Genomic DNA, 16,155 nt, shown 5'->3' on the forward strand with positions numbered 1-16,155 from the left:
GCATCTAAGCGTGAAGCCCCCCTCAAGATGAGATTTCCCAGTATGTAAGACCCCTTGAAGACGACGAGGTAGATAGGCTGGGGGTGGAAGTGCAGCAATGCATGGAGCTGACCAGTACTAATCGGTCGAGGGCTTATCCAATAGCAAGTTTTGATCGCGTACGTTTCGTTTCGAATCTAGTTTTCAGAGTACAATAACTCTGAAACATATTCCCTGATAGCTCAGTTGGTAGAGCACTCGACTGTTAATCGAGTTGTCACAGGTTCGAGTCCTGTTCGGGGAGCCATGGAGAGGTGTCCGAGCTGGCCGAAGGAGCACGATTGGAAATCGTGTAGGCGTCACAAGCGTCTCGAGGGTTCGAATCCCTCTCTCTCCGCCATAATTCTTCTTCAGTAAGGCCCGTTGGTCAAGGGGTTAAGACACCTCCCTTTCACGGAGGTAACAGGGGTTCGAATCCCCTACGGGTCATTATTATTTTCAAACTATAAACTGAGATGAGAAACTCATCACTTCAAAAAAAAAGTTGATTTTCATATCGAGTTTATGGTAAGATCATAAATGTGTTGTTCGGAGGCTTAGCTCAGCTGGGAGAGCATCTGCCTTACAAGCAGAGGGTCGGGGGTTCGATCCCCTCAGCCTCCACCATATAAAATTTTCTAATGACGCGGGGTGGAGCAGCCCGGTAGCTCGTCGGGCTCATAACCCGAAGGCCGCAGGTTCAAATCCTGCCCCCGCAATTGTAACTTTCCTAACCGAAAGTGATCTGGAACCGTGGTGTAGTTGGCCTAACATGCCTGCCTGTCACGCAGGAGATCGCGGGTTCGAATCCCGTCGGTTCCGCCATTTAATTCTTAACATGAGGCAAGTTGTTCACTACATCTGCTGTATGGCACTGATGCCCTGGATAAAGTGTAGCGACTCAAGCTTAAACTTTATTATGGCTCGGTAGCTCAGTCGGTAGAGCAGAGGACTGAAAATCCTCGTGTCGGCGGTTCGATTCCGTCCCGAGCCACCTTGATAGAAAACTTAATATGCCGGTGTAGCTCAACTGGTAGAGCAACTGACTTGTAATCAGTAGGTTGGGGGTTCAAGTCCTCTCGCCGGCACCATGTAATCCTGGAGGATTAGCGAAGTGGCCAAACGCATCAGACTGTAAATCTGCTCCCGTACGGGTTCGGTGGTTCGAATCCATCATCCTCCACCAGTTTTTAGGGGCATAGTTTAAAGGTAGAACAACGGTCTCCAAAACCGTTGGTGTGGGTTCAATTCCTGCTGCCCCTGCCAATTAATTTTAATAGTAGTTTCTATATGGCGATCGTGGCGAAGTGGTTAACGCACCGGTTTGTGGATCCGGCATTCGGGGGTTCAATTCCCCTCGATCGCCCCTTTGTTATCTAATGGGGATTAGCCAAGCGGTAAGGCAACGGACTTTGACTCCGTCATGCATAGGTTCAAATCCTATATCCCCAGCCATTATGCGGAAGTGGCTCAGCGGTAGAGCATCGCCTTGCCAAGGCGAGGGTCGCGGGTTCGATTCCCGTCTTCCGCTCCATAATAAGGCGCCATAGCCAAGTGGTAAGGCACAGCTCTGCAAAAGCTTTATCCCCAGTTCGAATCTGGGTGGCGCCTCCAGCATATTTTTATTATATGCTACAATCAAATAAGCCGGCGTGGCGGAATGGCAGACGCGCTCGACTCAAAATCGAGTGGGAAACCGTGGAGGTTCGAGTCCTCTCGCCGGTATTTATTTAAAGAGTTCATTAGAGTTTATCTCTAGTGAACTCTTTTTGTATTGAGTTTTAATACTCTACTCGTGATTTATATTCTCTCAGTAAATAAAGAAATGATACGTTAGGTACATGGCTTCATTTATGGCCTCTTCCATTTGATATATAAGTGGATCTTGTATTCTGTGTATTAAGTACTCTTTAAGAAGATTAGCATGATGACTCTTTAAAATAAAAATTCGGGGATATCAAACCGATTAAGGATATGATTCGTTTCTTATGATTGAACGCATTTATGCGACATTTTAATTTTTTTATTCTAGGGAGGAAAGCAATAATGAACAAATCAGCAAAATATTTATCCTTACTTTTGGTATTGGGGCTATGTTTAACATTGCCACAGTTGGCAGGTGCAGAAGCATCGGCTCACCATCACATGACGGGAACAACAGACAAAAAGGACGTAAAGCCATCGTCCAAGCAAACGACGGGTTCTACAGCTAACCAAACGACCAAGCCATCTAAACCAACTAAGCCAGCCAAACCGAAGAAATCAGCGCCTGCGACTACAGATAAGAAAAAGTCTACAAAGAAGAAGAGTGATACGTCCAAATCTTCTAAAGATACTAAAAAACCTGCGGGTACCCAAGTAGAGAAAAGCAAAACGTATGTAATTGAAATTTCTGATTTTGCATTTCAAACTGCAGAGCTGAAGATCAAAGTTGGTGATCGTGTTGAATTTGTGAATAAGGATCAAGTTGAGCACTCCGTTGTTGCAGAAGACGATTCTTTCGATACAGGACTAATAGGCGAGGGAGAGAAGTCAGTGGTTACGTTTAAAAAGGCAGGCGAGATCAATTATCACTGTGGGCCTCATCCAAGTATGAAAGGGGTAATTAAAGTTCTCTCCAAGTAGTCCTGTGATTGAAATTGCTCGACCTGACAGGAGAGGGGAAGACTTTTGAATGCAGGAGTATTCCGATTACCAGCTAATTCTGCTGATTAAACAAAAAAAGCAAGAAGCATTATCAGAACTATATGACCGTTATGCTTCTCTCATATACTCATTCGCCTGGAAGGCTCTTCAACAGGAGGACGGTGCTCGGGAAGTGGTGCAGTCCGTTTTTGTCAGGATATGGACAACAGAGGCCGAATATGACCCCAACAAGGGTCATTGCAGGAACTGGATCATCACGATCACACGTCATTTAGCTATCGATTGGTTACGTAAGCAACGAAGTCTGTCGAGCCAGGTGGTGTCTTATTATACATCTGAGAAGCTGGAGAGAGTTGCAGAGCTTGCTGAACTATCGGTCGAAAGCCAGGTTGAAAAACAAATGTTGAAGGAGCAGATTAAAGGAATGCGTGCATTCCTGTCTCAGCAGCAACTTCAATTGCTCGAACATTTTTATTGGCAGGGATACAGCTTGAGTGAGTTAGCTGCACACTATCAGGAGCCTTTGGGCACAGTTAAAAGCCGACTGCACCAGACACTGAAAATACTGCGTAAGCATTTGCTTGCGGGAGGGGAAGAGTGGTAATGTCGTCAATAACCGTCTGCTCATACATGCTGGAATATCTATCGGATCCATGCTCAGAGGAGGGCAAAGCTTTCGAAAGGCATCTTGCTGATTGTGCGTCATGTAAGCTTGAATTAGAACAATTACGGCTAGGTTGGGAGGCGATTCCAACACATATGGAGCAAGTGAAGTTGCCATCTGATTTAAAACAACAGGTGATGGAAGCCGCATGGGGGAAAAGCAACGAATCCTTTGCGCCAGATCTTATTGAACATAAAAGGAGTAGCAGATTCAAGCGGTTTACGAAGCGCTATAACAATCCAAAAGTGAATCTTGTAGCAGCATCTGTACTTATCCTTCTTGGTGCTAGTTTGATAGGAAATGTAGTTTTAATTCAAGAGCGCATCGAGCAACCTGTAACGCTAATGAATTCGATGGATTTGCCTGCTTCTGAAATACAAAAGGTTATGAAGTTGGAGTCGCTCACCTCTGGAACGAGTTATGGAGTAGCTTGTATTGTAGGCACCGGCAAAGATCAGCAGTTTGTCGTCTACCTGTTCAACCCTCCACAGACGCAGAAGAATGAGGTTTACCAGGTATGGTTGAACAAGGATCAGGCGTACCATAACGCAGGCAAGCTGAGAGTAGAAAATCAGATGGGGCTTGCTGTGCTCGCAATTCCTATGGGCAACCAGGCATGGGCCTATGATTCCATTGCGATTACGTTGGAACCTGATTCTACGGGACTTGTCCCGCGTGGTCCGCAGATGTTTCGTTCAAGTTAACAGGTCAGATAAGCAGGGGAGAAGAGATTGTTGTAAATCCGTGTACCATTGAGCGCCATAGTGTTAAACAACACAGGAGAGGGCTTTCCCCTTCTGTGTTGTTTTTACGTTTGAAGATAAGTAACATAAAGGTTGACGTACAAATTGATTCAATATATTGTAGATATATTAAGTCTATAATATGAAAGGACGTGAAGAAGCTGACGACTCAACCGAGTACAGCGAATGCAGAACTATTATTTGACCTGGGTGTATGGGAAGAAGCGTGGAAGAACCGCCCGAGAAGTTCAAGATATAAGCAAAAAAGTGCCCCTTTTGATACAGAGGAAGCATTCGAACGTTGGGCCCGGAATTATCATGCCCAGTCTTTTACAGAGGAAGGCAAGAACCGCTCGGCACGCATAATGGGCTGGATTGAAAATCAGGGTGTAACGTTTGAAGGAGCCTCGGTGCTGGACGTGGGTGCGGCCTCTGGTATATTTACGATTCCTTTTGCAGAAAAGGGAGCCAGGGTTACTGCAGTTGAGCCTTCTGCTTTGCTTGTCTCGTTAATGCAGGAAACCATTCCTGCTGAACTGAAGAATAACATTACGATTGTATCCGAGCGATTTGAAGAAATCTCTATATCGAATAAAGGCTGGGAGAAACAATATGATATCGTTTTTGCCTCGATGTGCCCCGCGATGTCTGATTGGGAAACGATTGAGCAAGCTATACACTGTGCCCGAAAGTATGTTTACGTCAGTACGATTGCCGGTGCAAAAGAGCATACACTGATGGATGAGCTCAGGACAGTACTTGGCGTGGATGCTCCTTACAAGGCAGGGGACATGGCATACCTCCAGCAGTTGCTATACCTTAAGGGATATTCATATACAATGATTATTACGAGAGAAGTGAATGATTTTGAGATTCAGGTAGAAGAATTGATTCAACAGCTCCCTGAGTGGCTACACACCTATGAAATACCAACCGATGCGGTAGCGTTAAGTAAAGCTGAAACATATATTCGTGACACCTATACGAACGGCCTGATTCCCTTTTCTCGCGGAGCAAGATTTGGTAAAATGCTGATTCAGCTAGAACAAGCACATATGAAAACAGTGTCTGCAGTCAAAAAGTAGATATAAAACAAACTTGAATGCATCTTCAAGGTTTAATAAATGGCCCTCTTTCCAATGGAGTTCTTATCTATCCTTTAACAGCCCGTTCGGGATGTTTCTTACACTCCCGGTATCTTCCGGGAGTCATACCCTCCCATTTTCGAAAAGAACGGATAAAATTTTGTGGATTGGTATAACGAAGCCGTTCAGCAATTTCTTTTACCGTCCAATCCCGTTCGTCCAGCCATCTTTTGGCGATATTCAGCCGGTACCTCGTCAAATACTCACTAAATGAAGCGCCCGTTTCCTTACGAAAAACGCTGCTTAAATAGTTAGCATTGTAATGAAGCCGCATTGCACATTCTTCCAGGGTTAGATCTTTGTCGTAATCTTGCTGGATAATAGCGATCACTTTCTCTGAAATGTTCTGAGACTGTACGACCTGTCTTTCTTTAAAAATTTGAATGACAGGCAGGATCACCTGATGGCTGAACCAATGCTCCACCTCAGTAGCGGATTGTAAAACTTGAAGTTCTTGGAAAAGGGAACGGTGGCTCTGACTGATCTGGGCAAGTCGAATGCCAGAGTCCTGTGCAAGCTTCAAGATATGTGTTAACAGCCGCATGAGGGCATATTGATACTCTTCTGGAGTGCACTCCAGTGAAAATAGAGTCTCTAACAGTTCAGTCAACTGTTGGGTAGCAACACTCTCGTCTGCTTGCTGAATAGATTGAAGCAACGAATACTCTATTGCCTCTGGATAGGTCATGGCCCATGCAGCTGAAGCCAAATCATGTTGCTTATATTGTACGATAATGCCTGTCCCAAGCCGCATCCGATGTTTAAGCGCATCTATAGCTTCGTTGTATGCCTGTGGAATATGACTCATGAATGGATGTGGCTGACTTAGACCGATACTGACCTTCAAATCCAAAACCTCACCGATCTGTTGCTGTAATCGTTCTGTTAATTTTGAAATATGCTCCGAGAACAGCAGTAGATCTCCCTCCGTACTGCCAATCACGGTTACAACATGTTGTTCCAATACAATAGGAAGTAGTTGCTGATCAGGCTGAAGCGTTTCTTCAAGCATGTTCTGGATGGCAAATAAGAGCAGAGAGCGATCCTCCATTCTATATTTAGAGTGTTTTATTAGTTCAGGCTGTAGCGCAATGACGGCAATTAGTTGCCACGTAGAAGCGTGTGTGACGTACCCCTGTTCTCTTAATGTGCTGTGTAATGTTTTAAAGCTGGTTTTGCCTTGAAGCAACTGCATCATAGCGTAGGTACGTATCTGGTTCTGATGCTGATTTAAAGTGGATTCCAGTTGAGAATGTGCATCGGATAACTGAGAAACACCCATTCGAATCTGCTCCAGTTCATCAGGCATAATCATAGACTGTTTTGGTACCACGGAATAGCCTTTGTGGATGATATGATCGCCTAATTGAGTAAGAATCCGTCTGATAGGGGCGAGCATTCGTTGGGAGCCCAGCCACGCGAGCAGCAGCGAAAGCAAGAGTATGGCCATACTGATATATAGCGTATGGAATCCGATTTTAATATAGTCTTGAGTCAATGTATTCTCCGGAGAAATGAGAATATATGTCCATCCTTTTAATGTAGAAGGACTATAAGTTAACGAATAATCTGCATTGGCAAGTTGCACTTCACGCTCAGCATAAGCGTCTGAGTACATTACAGGTGGTAACGCCTGAATGTGTTCTCCGTTTTTCCGATCACGCAGGCCTATCGCAGACAAAGGTTGTCCAATAAAGGATGCATTCGGGTGGGCAATGATCCGTTGTTCCCGATTTATAATGATCAGACCTGAGGCTGAGGCTTCAGTTGTCGGGGATTGCGCCAGCGGATTTTGCATATAACATGCCGGAATTCCAGCGATCAGTGCTGCATTGGACGATGCACTTGCATCGGGAATCGTTCTTGCGAGCGTAATATGATAAATGCAGCCTTTATCTGAAAGACGCTCGCTTGAGATGCTTTGCTTGTCTTCATCTTCGTTACTAAATATGGTTGAGGGTGCGAGTTGCCATCCCGAGGTTAGTGTATCCGCAATTAGATCTTTCATGGGCAGTGATAACGGGAAGCGAGTGTTGGTATAAAAGCCGGCATGATTAATAAGCCAATCCTTGGATTGGTTCACCAAAATAATATCGAGCAGAGGTTCCCATGACTTCATATGCTGGAACTCTGTCTGCAGGTCGCCCGCTTGTAACTTGCTGACTCGTTGAAGTGAATTAGAGTCCGTAAGAGAACGAAGTGTAATCGGAGAGCGCACCGCTTGGTCTAGCATGTAACTAACCGTAGCGAGTTTGTGCTCTACATTGGACTGGATCTGTTCGAGAAGCTGTTGATTCGCTTGTGTCCGGTGCAGTTCTGTCTGGTTAGAAGAATAAATAAAAGCAGCAATTCCCGTGAGCAGAATTGGCACTGTACTTAACAGAAGTCCGAAGATAATCATTTTATGGAGATAGCTTAGTGATCGCACGTGTCCACCCCTTGATGGAAAATAGATTTCATTACTTCTTTATTTTAGTAAACGCTTACAATTAGAACAATCTAATTTTTGTTTATTTGGATAAAAAAGTAATTCCAGAAACGAAATCGTGTAATCCACGTACGTATAGAGATAACGGCTTTTTCATATTAGAAGGTGGGCTTCCATGAGATGTTTCCGTTATAAGGGTAATAACAGGTATCCGAAGTGTGGTGTTTTGACGAAAATACCCTGAGTCCTGCCCGCAGACAGTCCAAGGTCCAAGCAGATCCCCGACCTGAGTCTAGGATCAAAAACCGTCCGCAGTCTGTTTTGAAAAGTTGCTGAATCCCCTAGAATAAGGACATAAGGTTAAACAAGAAACACGGAAACAAAAACAAGCAAGTTTTCAACAAACGGATTAAACGATGCATTGAACAGAAACACGAATGAAGCTAAACACAGCACGAGTGTGCTGAGCACATCAGGATTGAAGTTCAAAAACAAAAAAGTAAAATCGGGAAGGGCGGTGAACAACAATTATGAGAATGAACAAGGGAAATGGCTGGGCGATTGTGTTGATTGTACTTGGTGCTCTGATTCTCTTCGGAAAGTTAACACCATTGCTTGGACATCTGATGGGTTACCTGATTCCGGTCTTGATGATTGCACTAGGGTATTACGGAATTAAAAGAGGAAATGTAACGCTCGGATGGATCGTTCTGATCATCGGTATCGTATCTCTGATGGGCAAACTGGCTTGGCTGATCGGGCCGATTATCGCAATCGGATTGATTATCTTCGGTATCTCGATGCTGAGCAACAATCGCAATTCACGTCGCCGTTATTAAGAATTTTCACGATAAACTAAAAGGAGGGACAGAACATAATGAGTGTATTTCGTCGAATGCGGGATATCACCGTAGCTAGTCTGAACGAACATCTGGAGCAAAGTCAGGACCCCGTTAAACTGATTGATCAGTTCCTGGTCTCGACCCGTCAAGACATAGGAGAAGCCGAGAAGCTTCGACACCAGTATGCGAGTCATACAAGACAAATGAAACAGCAGGCAGATCAAGCCGCCGCTATGGTTAACAAACGAGAGGAACAGGCATCTATGGCTTTGAAAGCCGGAGAGGAACATCTCGCCAAGCTGGCTCTGCAGGAGAAAATTCTCCATGAGGAAAAAATGGATCAATACACTGAATTGTACACACAAAGCGCTGCTGCACTGCAGGAACTCGATGAACAGATCAATCAGTTGAAGGCAGAGTATCAGAATGTGTATAGCAAACGCCAATATTACTACGCTCGAATGCAAACCATTCAGTTGCAACAACGAATGAATCAACGTGGAAACTACAGTGGTCAAAATGTACCCGGTATGTTTAACAAGCTTGATGACCAAGTCTCCGATCTCGAATATGAGGCACAGAGTCTTCGGGAAATCCGGCGAATGGGTCAGGATGGTTCCGGCTTATCCGGTAACATGTCATCCTCTGCACTGGACAAAGAGCTGGAGCGCTTGAAGCAAAAGCTCAATAACGATAAAAAGGAGTAGTAAAATGAATAAATTATACCGCTCAACGCGCAACCGTATGCTGACAGGTTTGATCGGCGGCATATCTGAAAATCTAGGATTAAGTACCACGCTGCTACGGATCATTTTCTTCATCAGTATCTTCGCAACGGGTGGTACATCTCTATTCATCTACTTCATCGCAGCATTGGTTGTACCTAAGGAACCTAACTACGCAGATCCGTACGTATATGGTCCCGATCACAGTAGAGGTTACAAGTAAACGAAAGGAGCAAGCACATGAGCAAACTATACCGCTCAACGCGTGACCGAATGATGACCGGTCTAATCGGCGGCATATCCGAGGCAATTGGAATGGATTCTACGCTATTACGGATCATCTTCGTCATCAGTATCTTTGCAACCGGGGGCACGACGTTGTTAATCTACTTCATCGCCGCTCTCGTCGTACCAAAAGAGCCTTTCCCACCATATGATCCATATGGTTACGGCCCGGGGGCTGGCAGAGGTTATGGTGGTTATGACCATCAGCCTCCAAGAGATCCTTTTAACAGCAACCCTAATCAACCGGGTCCCGGCTTTGGCCCTGGTCCAGGATACAACAGCAGACCGCATTCCGGCCCGCGTTCCTATGATAACAACACTTATGGCGCAGGAAGCCAGCACGAAAGTGAACTGGATTCCATGATGAAAGATATTGAGAAGAAGGCATTGAAAAAAGAAGTTGAAGAGCTTCGCCAAAAATTATCTCGTTACGAGAAGGGAGAAAAGTAAAATGGGAGTATTTAAACGGATTAAGGATATGACGAAGGCATCTGTAAATGATATGTTGGATAAAGTGGAAGATCCGATTGTAATGTTGAACCAGTACTTGCGTGATATGGAGGCCGAAATTCATGAGGCTGAGGTGACTGTTGCTAAACAAATGGCTAACGAGCGCCGCATGAAGCAACGTCTGGATGAAGCAGAACGTACTTCGGTACAACGTGAGTCCCAAGCTGAAGCTGCTCTGTCGAATGGTCAGGAAGAAGTAGCACGCAAATTGCTGGAAGAGAAAATTTATTTTGATCAAAAAATTGAGGAATACCGTGAACTGCACGCTCAATCTGAAGCACAAGCGAAAGATCTGTTGCAACAGTTGCATGATATGAAAGATGAATTCTACAAAATGCGCAACAAACGTAATGAGCTTGTATCCCGTGCACAGATGGCTAAAGCTAAGAAACAAATGTCTTCGATCAACAGCTTGCATTCCATTGAGAGCGGAAGCGCATCCCTTGGATTCCACCGCATGGAAGAGAAAATCATGCAACTTGAAGCTGAGGCAGATGTAGCCCGTGCACCATACCGCAATACTGGAGCATCCTACACCAATCCGGTTGATCTGGAGAAACAATTCAAAGTAGATCAACAATTGCAGGCTCTGAAAAACAAAATGGGCAATGGTTCCAAGAACGAAGCGATCGATACTTCTAAAGAATAACTGTTCGCATGCTGGACAATATGATATTCTATAGATCGTGTAGCCTATACGATTCGTAGAACAAAAGTTAAGCCATACAGGACTTCAGTGCCTGCTATGGCTTTTCCGTCGAATGAAGAAAATCCAGATCGTAGATGAACTTACAGAGGAGGTGCGGCAGAAATGAGTAAAAAAAGTCACTGGATTGCAGTCATTATTATTGTGGTTGGTTTTCTAATGCTCTTTAACCGGAATATGAACCTGCTGACGGCTGCCGCACTTATTCTGTTAACGGTTGGAATGCTTCAGATTCGAAAAGGAGAAACCAAAAAAGGGTATCGTTATCTTGGTGTTGGTGCAGCCCTGCTATTGCTAGATAACTTGATGATTGTCTTTATAATTGTACTCGCATCATTAGCTTATTTTTATTCCAAGAACAAAAAGATTCATCTACATGATGATGTCATGAAAAAACAAAATTTTATGGCCCGTTATTACTGGGATCAGTCCTCCTGGAGGCTGCGCAGTATGAGTCTATGGCATGCCATCGGCGAGGTCAATGCGGATCTGTCCCTCTCTATTCCTGAGGAGAAGCAAACGATTGTGCTGTTGCAAGGCGTTATGGGCAATGTACGTCTAACGCTACCTGAGGATTACGGAGTTGAGATTGAGGCGTCGGTGCTATTTGGCCGAATTAATCTGTTAGGCGAGCAGGATAGCGGCATGATGAATCAATTGGTATGGAGAACTCCTGGATATGAATCCAGTGAATATAAAGTGAAATTTGTTATTTCGTATATTGTTGGCGACTTAAATATTCATAATCCGTAGTACTAAGAAATGGATGAAAAAAAGGAGGAGGTCCCGGATGAAGGATAGAAAACATACCGATATGGTTACCCGAAGTATGCGTGAAGGGATCCTCCTTGTTTTCATTGTGTTTGCTGTTATTTTATATGTATTGTATACATATGGTTATCTGGCTCCATTTGCAGGCTGGCGTCATCTTATTCAATCCGGGCTGGCTCTGTTGTTACTTCTGATCGGGATTGGGGCGGTATTTGGATTTTATCAGAGTTATAGGGTGAAAAGGCGGCTAGAATTGTTAACGGAAACCTTGTTGCAATGGGAAAAAGGATCACTCTCCCGTACGGTACCCGATCTCGGTCAGGATGATGTCGGACGGCTTAGTGAACAACTGGGTCGCATAGGCAAAAAGTGGGAGGATCAGGTGTCTTCCCTCCAGCGGTTGTCCACGAACAATGCACAGCTGGCCGAACAGGCCAGAATTACAGCCATTGTAGAGGAGAGACAACGGCTTGCAAGGGAATTGCATGATGCGGTATCACAGCAGCTATTTGCGATCTCAATGACAGCAACGGCGGTAGGCCGGAAGATGGAGAAGGATTTTGAACGGGCACAGCGGCAGGTTGCTTTAATTGAAGAAATGGCTTCCGTGGCTCAGTCCGAGATGAGGGCTTTGTTGTTGCATCTTCGGCCAGTCTATCTGGAGGGAAAACAGTTGGAGCAAGGTCTGCGTGATCTGGTGATGGAACTCAAAACCAAAGTACCGATGGAGATCGTGCTGGAGATGGACGAGGATATTCATCTGGTTAAAGGAATCGAGAACCATTTATTCCGGATCGTGCAAGAAGCGATGTCGAATACGTTGCGTCATGCAAAAGCGGAGAAAATGGAGATCAGATTGCAACGCCGAATGGATGCGGTTCGTGTACTGATTCGAGACGACGGGCAGGGCTTCGATCTGGATGAACAGAAGCAGGCCTCCTATGGTTTGGCGAATATGCGTGAACGGGTTACGGAGATTGGGGGAGCCATCCAATTTGTGACGGCACCTGGCAAAGGAACACGGATTGAGATTACCATCCCTCTGATGAACGATGAAAGCGAGGTAGAACATGTCAATGGAACCGGAAGTCGAAACGGAGACGGAAACGTCGATCAGAGTGTTGCTCGTGGATGATCATGAGATGGTGCGGATAGGTCTTGCCGCGGTTCTTGATACGGAAGACGGCATTGAAGTAATCGGTGAAGCCGGAAGCGGAGAGGAAGGCATCAGGCTTGCACAGGAGTATAAGCCGGACGTTGTACTGATGGACCTTGTCATGGAAGGTATGGATGGCATTGAAGCGACACGTCAGGTACTCAAAATGAATCCGGAATGCAAAGTCATTGTGCTGACCAGTTATCTGGACGATGAGAAAATGTATCCGGTCATTGAAGCAGGAGCATTCAGCTATCTGCTGAAAACGTCCAGAGCCAATGAGGTAGCTGATGCGATTCGTGCCGCTGCCCGCGGGCAATCTGTTCTGGAGTCACAGGTAGCATCCAAGATGATGAATCGGTTCAGACAGCCGCAAGCGGCGGCGCCTTTACATGAAGAACTGACCGATCGTGAGATGGATGTTCTGCGTTTGCTGGCCCAGGGCAAGTCCAATCAGGATATTGCGGACGAATTGATCATCGGTATTAAGACGGTTAAGTTCCATGTAACCAACCTGCTGGCGAAGCTGGATGTGGATGACCGGACACAGGCCGCGATTTATGCCTATAAGAATGGATTAGCCGAGTAAGATAATACGATAGCCAGGTAGCCGCAAGGTATGTGTCTGGAATGGAAATAAACAAAATTTTGAAAAATTTCAGATGAAAGAATCAAGGTTGAATATAACGGAAAGCTCGGTCTGCCCTAACGTGGTGGATGGGCTTTTTTTTGTATGTATTCATAGAAAGAGTCTCGTAATGGGGTTTAGGTCACGTTGGAAGGGGGCATGCTGTTGATAGATTCATAGATTGGCAGAGCGAATGGGGGAATTCACTTGGTAAAACGTTGGATGAATACAGGGGTCATTGCCATAGCCATTATAATTTTAATCGGAGTTACACAGGTATATGCAGCGAATGTAGAAGTAGAAACGAAAGGTTCTGGTACCGAAGTGGCAGAACTGGAGCAATTGTTACATACAGCAGATGCAGTTATCAAACATGCAGATCAATGGGTGATCAAATGGCAAGTCGCAGGCCACGGAGATGCTCGTATGCAAGCTATGAAGCTGGCAGCAGATCTGGGACTTGAAGCTCCCGTTCAGGATGTTCAAACCGGACATGATGTATATCGAAGCGAGGGGAAAGTTGGCGTTTCTGAATCTCCAATAGGGTTGTTGCTTAATGTAGCGAGTACAGAACAGGATGAATATTATGTGATCGTGCAGCTGGCAGGAAGAGCAAAACTGGATCGTCAGGCATTGCTTGCATTACATGGTCAGGTGGCAGAGGCAATGACTGAACACGACTTGAACGAAGCAAGCTGGAATATGTCCGTACAGGGCAAGTTAAGTGAGATGAATGAAGGGAATGACACAACATCTACTATAGATGCATCAAGTCCGGTTCAGGCTGGTGCAGAGATAAAGGCCAGTGAACAGTTAGCGGCGCTCGAAGCCAAGCTCTCTGATGAACTGGAAATGATAGCAGTTGAGCGTTATGAGGATGGAGCTACAGCCAGTGTTTCGTATCAGGCGACAGAGTTATCTTTGGAGATTATGAGCGGCTCGCACCTATTAAATATGCAGCTTGCGGTACATCAAGTCAGTGGACAGAATGATGCACGTGTTACTGTCGGTTTTCCGGTGATCACGATTGAATATTAATTGATGGAGGTAATGATATTGTAGCTGATTCCCGGCAGGGGATATGCTAAAATATCATCACATCCAAGTTGGGACTTGCTGGTAATTGTTATTTGGTTTGTTGAGATCGACTGAACTGAACACTATTACATAGCTCGGGAAGCGGATAAGAAGGTCTTCCCGGAGGAAAGAGGAGCCTATGGACAATAAACAGATGCAAAATGAAGTACAGACACCAGGTGCAGTGTTTTTCATTTTTGGAGCAACGGGAGATTTGGCCCGCCGGAAGTTGTTTCCGGCCATCTACAGTTTATACCGTGAAGGCAAGCTTGCTGATGACTTTGCGGTTATTGGCGTAGCCAGGCGTCCGAGGTCACAGGAACAGTTCCGGGACGATCTTCTTGAATCTATCCAGGAGTTCTGCCGTTACCGGGCAGGGGATTCGCAGGAGTGGAACGCTTTTGCCGAGCATTTTGAATATAAATCACTGGACATCAACAATGTGGACGGGTTCCGGGAACTGCGGGAGCAGACCGAACATTTGGAGACTAAGTTCAAAACACCGGGAAATCGGCTGTTCTATCTGGCACTGGCGCCTGAGTTGTTTGGCAGTGTGTCGTACAGTTTGAGAGATGGCGGCATGCTGGAGGGCAGTGGATGGAATCGTCTGGTGATTGAGAAGCCGTTCGGATATGATCTGCCATCGGCCGAGAAGCTGAATGAACAGATCCGCGAGGTGTTCAAGGAAGAGGAAATTTATCGGATTGACCACTATTTGGGCAAGGAAATGGTGCAAAATATTGAAGTGATTCGCTTCGGGAACGCCTTCTTCGAACCGCTCTGGAACAATAAACACATCGCCAATGTTCAGATTACACTAGGTGAGACAGTTGGTGTAGAGGAGCGTGGAGGATATTATGATCATTCCGGTGCACTCCGTGATATGGGTCAGAATCATATGTTGCAGATGCTGACGATGATTGCGATGGAGCCGCCAAGCCGTCTGTTCCCGGAGGATATCCGGGATGAGAAGGTGAAGGTGCTCCGTTCGTTGCGTGAGTTTACGTCGGATGAAGATGTGCGTAACAACGTTGTACGTGCTCAGTATTCAGAAGGAGAGTCCCGAGGCAAACAGCTTCCGGGCTACCGTCAGGAAGACAAGGTTGAACCGGAGTCCAATACGGAGACGTATTTTGCAGCACGCGTATTTGTAGATAATTTTCGCTGGGCTGGTGTGCCGTTCTACATTCGGACAGGCAAACGTCTGCCGGTGAAAACAACAGAAATTGTGGTTGAATTCAAATCGATGCCGAATAACGTATACCTCGGTAAAAAATATAAGCTGGAGCCGAATCTGCTTGTGATTCGGGTAAATCCGATGGAAGGCATTTATATTAAAATTAATGCCAAAAAGCCAGGCTCTGATTCCGAGATTCAGCCCCTGGCGATGGACTTCTGTCAGAGCTGCATGATCGGAATCAACTCGCCCGAAGCTTATGAGCGTTTGCTGCATGATGCAGCAGAAGGCGATTCCACGTACTTCACCCGCTGGGATGAGGTGGCGACCGCATGGTCTTTTGTCGACCGAATCGCGGCTGCTTGGGGCCGTAATCAGGGTGAATTGCACACGTATCCGGCAGGAACATGGGGCCCGGAGGAGACAGCGAAGTTGCTGGAGCAGGATGGTTTCCACTGGTGGCCGGTGAATGGGCAGGATGAGGATAGCGTCATTTGGCATGTGAACAGTTAAGCTCATGAGGGAATCGACCATAAAGGAATTTAAAGGTTATTAAGGGATAACACGAATGTTCAGGTGGTTTTCCATCGGAATGCTCTGTGTAACTCCCTTTAGTTCAACTATCTGTGTTTGA

The 16,155-nt window shown here is 45.6% G+C and carries 15 protein-coding genes, 15 tRNA genes and 1 rRNA gene; 30 read left to right on the forward strand and 1 reads right to left on the reverse strand.

Annotation, left to right across the window (positions count from 1 at the left end; genetic code table 11):
* From J2T16_RS19560 to J2T16_RS19655, 20 genes are all read left to right on the forward strand, one after another.
* Positions 1 to 141, forward strand: a 23S ribosomal RNA gene (locus tag J2T16_RS19560); the annotation flags it as partial.
* A gap of 69 nt (positions 142 to 210) precedes the next feature.
* Positions 211 to 286, forward strand: a tRNA-Asn gene (locus J2T16_RS19565).
* Between the two features lies 1 nt (position 287).
* Positions 288 to 379, forward strand: a tRNA-Ser gene (locus J2T16_RS19570).
* Between the two features lie 17 nt (positions 380 to 396).
* A tRNA-Glu gene (locus J2T16_RS19575) sits at positions 397 to 468 on the forward strand.
* A gap of 101 nt (positions 469 to 569) precedes the next feature.
* Positions 570 to 645 (forward strand) — tRNA-Val (locus J2T16_RS19580).
* Positions 646 to 663: 18 nt separating this feature from the next.
* A tRNA-Met gene (locus J2T16_RS19585) sits at positions 664 to 737 on the forward strand.
* Between the two features lie 28 nt (positions 738 to 765).
* A tRNA-Asp gene (locus J2T16_RS19590) sits at positions 766 to 843 on the forward strand.
* Positions 844 to 939: 96 nt separating this feature from the next.
* Positions 940 to 1,012, forward strand: a tRNA-Phe gene (locus tag J2T16_RS19595).
* Positions 1,013 to 1,033: 21 nt separating this feature from the next.
* Positions 1,034 to 1,109: transfer RNA gene (locus tag J2T16_RS19600), tRNA-Thr, on the forward strand.
* A gap of 9 nt (positions 1,110 to 1,118) precedes the next feature.
* A tRNA-Tyr gene (locus tag J2T16_RS19605) sits at positions 1,119 to 1,204 on the forward strand.
* Between the two features lie 6 nt (positions 1,205 to 1,210).
* Positions 1,211 to 1,284: transfer RNA gene (locus J2T16_RS19610), tRNA-Trp, on the forward strand.
* A 27-nt stretch (positions 1,285 to 1,311) separates the two neighbouring features.
* A tRNA-His gene (locus tag J2T16_RS19615) sits at positions 1,312 to 1,384 on the forward strand.
* Between the two features lie 14 nt (positions 1,385 to 1,398).
* Positions 1,399 to 1,473 (forward strand) — tRNA-Gln (locus tag J2T16_RS19620).
* A 4-nt stretch (positions 1,474 to 1,477) separates the two neighbouring features.
* Positions 1,478 to 1,552: transfer RNA gene (locus J2T16_RS19625), tRNA-Gly, on the forward strand.
* A gap of 6 nt (positions 1,553 to 1,558) precedes the next feature.
* Positions 1,559 to 1,632, forward strand: a tRNA-Cys gene (locus J2T16_RS19630).
* A gap of 32 nt (positions 1,633 to 1,664) precedes the next feature.
* Positions 1,665 to 1,743 (forward strand) — tRNA-Leu (locus J2T16_RS19635).
* Positions 1,744 to 2,064: 321 nt separating this feature from the next.
* Complete coding sequence (locus J2T16_RS19640) at positions 2,065 to 2,643, forward strand: plastocyanin/azurin family copper-binding protein (protein ID WP_499019086.1); 579 nt, start codon at positions 2,065 to 2,067, stop codon at positions 2,641 to 2,643.
* Positions 2,644 to 2,692: 49 nt separating this feature from the next.
* On the forward strand, positions 2,693 to 3,268 hold the full coding sequence (locus tag J2T16_RS19645) for an RNA polymerase sigma factor (RefSeq protein WP_154891101.1): 576 nt from the start codon (positions 2,693 to 2,695) through the stop codon (positions 3,266 to 3,268).
* 155 nt (positions 3,269 to 3,423) lie between these two features.
* Positions 3,424 to 4,032, forward strand: a complete 609-nt coding sequence (locus J2T16_RS19650) for an anti-sigma factor (RefSeq protein WP_221789998.1) — start codon at positions 3,424 to 3,426, stop codon at positions 4,030 to 4,032.
* 191 nt (positions 4,033 to 4,223) lie between these two features.
* On the forward strand, positions 4,224 to 5,156 hold the full coding sequence (locus tag J2T16_RS19655) for a class I SAM-dependent methyltransferase (RefSeq protein WP_221789997.1): 933 nt from the start codon (positions 4,224 to 4,226) through the stop codon (positions 5,154 to 5,156).
* Between the two features lie 67 nt (positions 5,157 to 5,223).
* On the opposite strand, the gene J2T16_RS19660 is transcribed toward J2T16_RS19655, so the two are convergent.
* Entirely contained in the window at positions 5,224 to 7,617 is a 2,394-nt protein-coding gene (locus tag J2T16_RS19660) for a helix-turn-helix domain-containing protein (protein ID WP_499019087.1), read from the reverse strand.
* A 557-nt stretch (positions 7,618 to 8,174) separates the two neighbouring features.
* Here J2T16_RS19660 and J2T16_RS19665 point away from each other — a divergent pair.
* The 10 genes from J2T16_RS19665 to zwf all read left to right on the forward strand — a co-directional run bounded on the left by J2T16_RS19665 (position 8,175) and on the right by zwf (position 16,034).
* Positions 8,175 to 8,483, forward strand: a complete 309-nt coding sequence (locus J2T16_RS19665; protein WP_090919712.1) for a LiaF transmembrane domain-containing protein — start codon at positions 8,175 to 8,177, stop codon at positions 8,481 to 8,483.
* 38 nt (positions 8,484 to 8,521) lie between these two features.
* The gene (locus J2T16_RS19670) at positions 8,522 to 9,193 is read left to right on the forward strand and encodes a PspA/IM30 family protein (protein ID WP_123064746.1); all 672 of its coding nucleotides are present in this window, start codon (positions 8,522 to 8,524) and stop codon (positions 9,191 to 9,193) included.
* A gap of 4 nt (positions 9,194 to 9,197) precedes the next feature.
* Entirely contained in the window at positions 9,198 to 9,434 is a 237-nt protein-coding gene (locus J2T16_RS19675; RefSeq protein ID WP_090919706.1) for a PspC domain-containing protein, read from the forward strand.
* Between the two features lie 17 nt (positions 9,435 to 9,451).
* On the forward strand, positions 9,452 to 9,946 hold the full coding sequence (locus J2T16_RS19680; RefSeq protein WP_154891096.1) for a PspC domain-containing protein: 495 nt from the start codon (positions 9,452 to 9,454) through the stop codon (positions 9,944 to 9,946).
* 1 nt (position 9,947) lies between these two features.
* Complete coding sequence (locus tag J2T16_RS19685) at positions 9,948 to 10,655, forward strand: PspA/IM30 family protein (RefSeq protein ID WP_090919700.1); 708 nt, start codon at positions 9,948 to 9,950, stop codon at positions 10,653 to 10,655.
* Positions 10,656 to 10,817: 162 nt separating this feature from the next.
* The gene (gene liaF / locus J2T16_RS19690; RefSeq protein WP_090919697.1) at positions 10,818 to 11,465 is read left to right on the forward strand and encodes a cell wall-active antibiotics response protein LiaF; all 648 of its coding nucleotides are present in this window, start codon (positions 10,818 to 10,820) and stop codon (positions 11,463 to 11,465) included.
* Positions 11,466 to 11,502: 37 nt separating this feature from the next.
* Positions 11,503 to 12,618 carry a sensor histidine kinase gene (locus J2T16_RS19695; protein ID WP_090919694.1) on the forward strand — a complete coding sequence of 372 codons (1,116 nt, stop codon included), beginning with the start codon at positions 11,503 to 11,505 and terminating at the stop codon, positions 12,616 to 12,618.
* A complete protein-coding gene (locus J2T16_RS19700) occupies positions 12,560 to 13,228 on the forward strand; it encodes a response regulator transcription factor (RefSeq protein WP_090919691.1) in 669 nt (222 codons plus the stop codon). The genes J2T16_RS19695 and J2T16_RS19700 overlap by 59 nt, the downstream gene beginning before the upstream one ends.
* Positions 13,229 to 13,474: 246 nt before the next feature.
* A complete protein-coding gene (locus J2T16_RS19705; RefSeq protein ID WP_499019088.1) occupies positions 13,475 to 14,305 on the forward strand; it encodes a YwmB family TATA-box binding protein in 831 nt (276 codons plus the stop codon).
* Between the two features lie 178 nt (positions 14,306 to 14,483).
* A complete protein-coding gene (gene zwf / locus J2T16_RS19710; protein ID WP_499019089.1) occupies positions 14,484 to 16,034 on the forward strand; it encodes a glucose-6-phosphate dehydrogenase in 1,551 nt (516 codons plus the stop codon).
* The last annotated feature ends 121 nt before the right edge of the window (positions 16,035 to 16,155 follow it).

The organism is Paenibacillus intestini (assembly GCF_030803945.1).
Taxonomy (GTDB): domain Bacteria; phylum Bacillota; class Bacilli; order Paenibacillales; family Paenibacillaceae; genus Paenibacillus; species Paenibacillus polysaccharolyticus.

What these genes read in the sequence shown, in the direction of transcription:
- J2T16_RS19640 (WP_499019086.1), top strand. Translation starts at nt 2,065, where the DNA reads ATGAACAAATCAGCAAAATATTTATCCTTACTTTTGGTATTGGGGCTA.
- J2T16_RS19645 (WP_154891101.1), top strand. Translation starts at nt 2,693, where the DNA reads ATGCAGGAGTATTCCGATTACCAGCTAATTCTGCTGATTAAACAAAAA.
- J2T16_RS19650 (WP_221789998.1), top strand. Translation starts at nt 3,424, where the DNA reads ATGGAGCAAGTGAAGTTGCCATCTGATTTAAAACAACAGGTGATGGAA.
- J2T16_RS19660 (WP_499019087.1), bottom strand. Translation starts at nt 7,617, where the DNA reads ATGATTATCTTCGGACTTCTGTTAAGTACAGTGCCAATTCTGCTCACG.
- J2T16_RS19665 (WP_090919712.1), top strand. Translation starts at nt 8,175, where the DNA reads ATGAGAATGAACAAGGGAAATGGCTGGGCGATTGTGTTGATTGTACTT.
- J2T16_RS19670 (WP_123064746.1), top strand. Translation starts at nt 8,522, where the DNA reads ATGAGTGTATTTCGTCGAATGCGGGATATCACCGTAGCTAGTCTGAAC.
- J2T16_RS19675 (WP_090919706.1), top strand. Translation starts at nt 9,198, where the DNA reads ATGAATAAATTATACCGCTCAACGCGCAACCGTATGCTGACAGGTTTG.
- J2T16_RS19680 (WP_154891096.1), top strand. Translation starts at nt 9,452, where the DNA reads ATGAGCAAACTATACCGCTCAACGCGTGACCGAATGATGACCGGTCTA.
- J2T16_RS19685 (WP_090919700.1), top strand. Translation starts at nt 9,948, where the DNA reads ATGGGAGTATTTAAACGGATTAAGGATATGACGAAGGCATCTGTAAAT.
- liaF (WP_090919697.1), top strand. Translation starts at nt 10,818, where the DNA reads ATGAGTAAAAAAAGTCACTGGATTGCAGTCATTATTATTGTGGTTGGT.
- J2T16_RS19695 (WP_090919694.1), top strand. Translation starts at nt 11,503, where the DNA reads ATGAAGGATAGAAAACATACCGATATGGTTACCCGAAGTATGCGTGAA.
- J2T16_RS19700 (WP_090919691.1), top strand. Translation starts at nt 12,560, where the DNA reads ATGGAACCGGAAGTCGAAACGGAGACGGAAACGTCGATCAGAGTGTTG.
- zwf (WP_499019089.1), top strand. Translation starts at nt 14,484, where the DNA reads ATGGACAATAAACAGATGCAAAATGAAGTACAGACACCAGGTGCAGTG.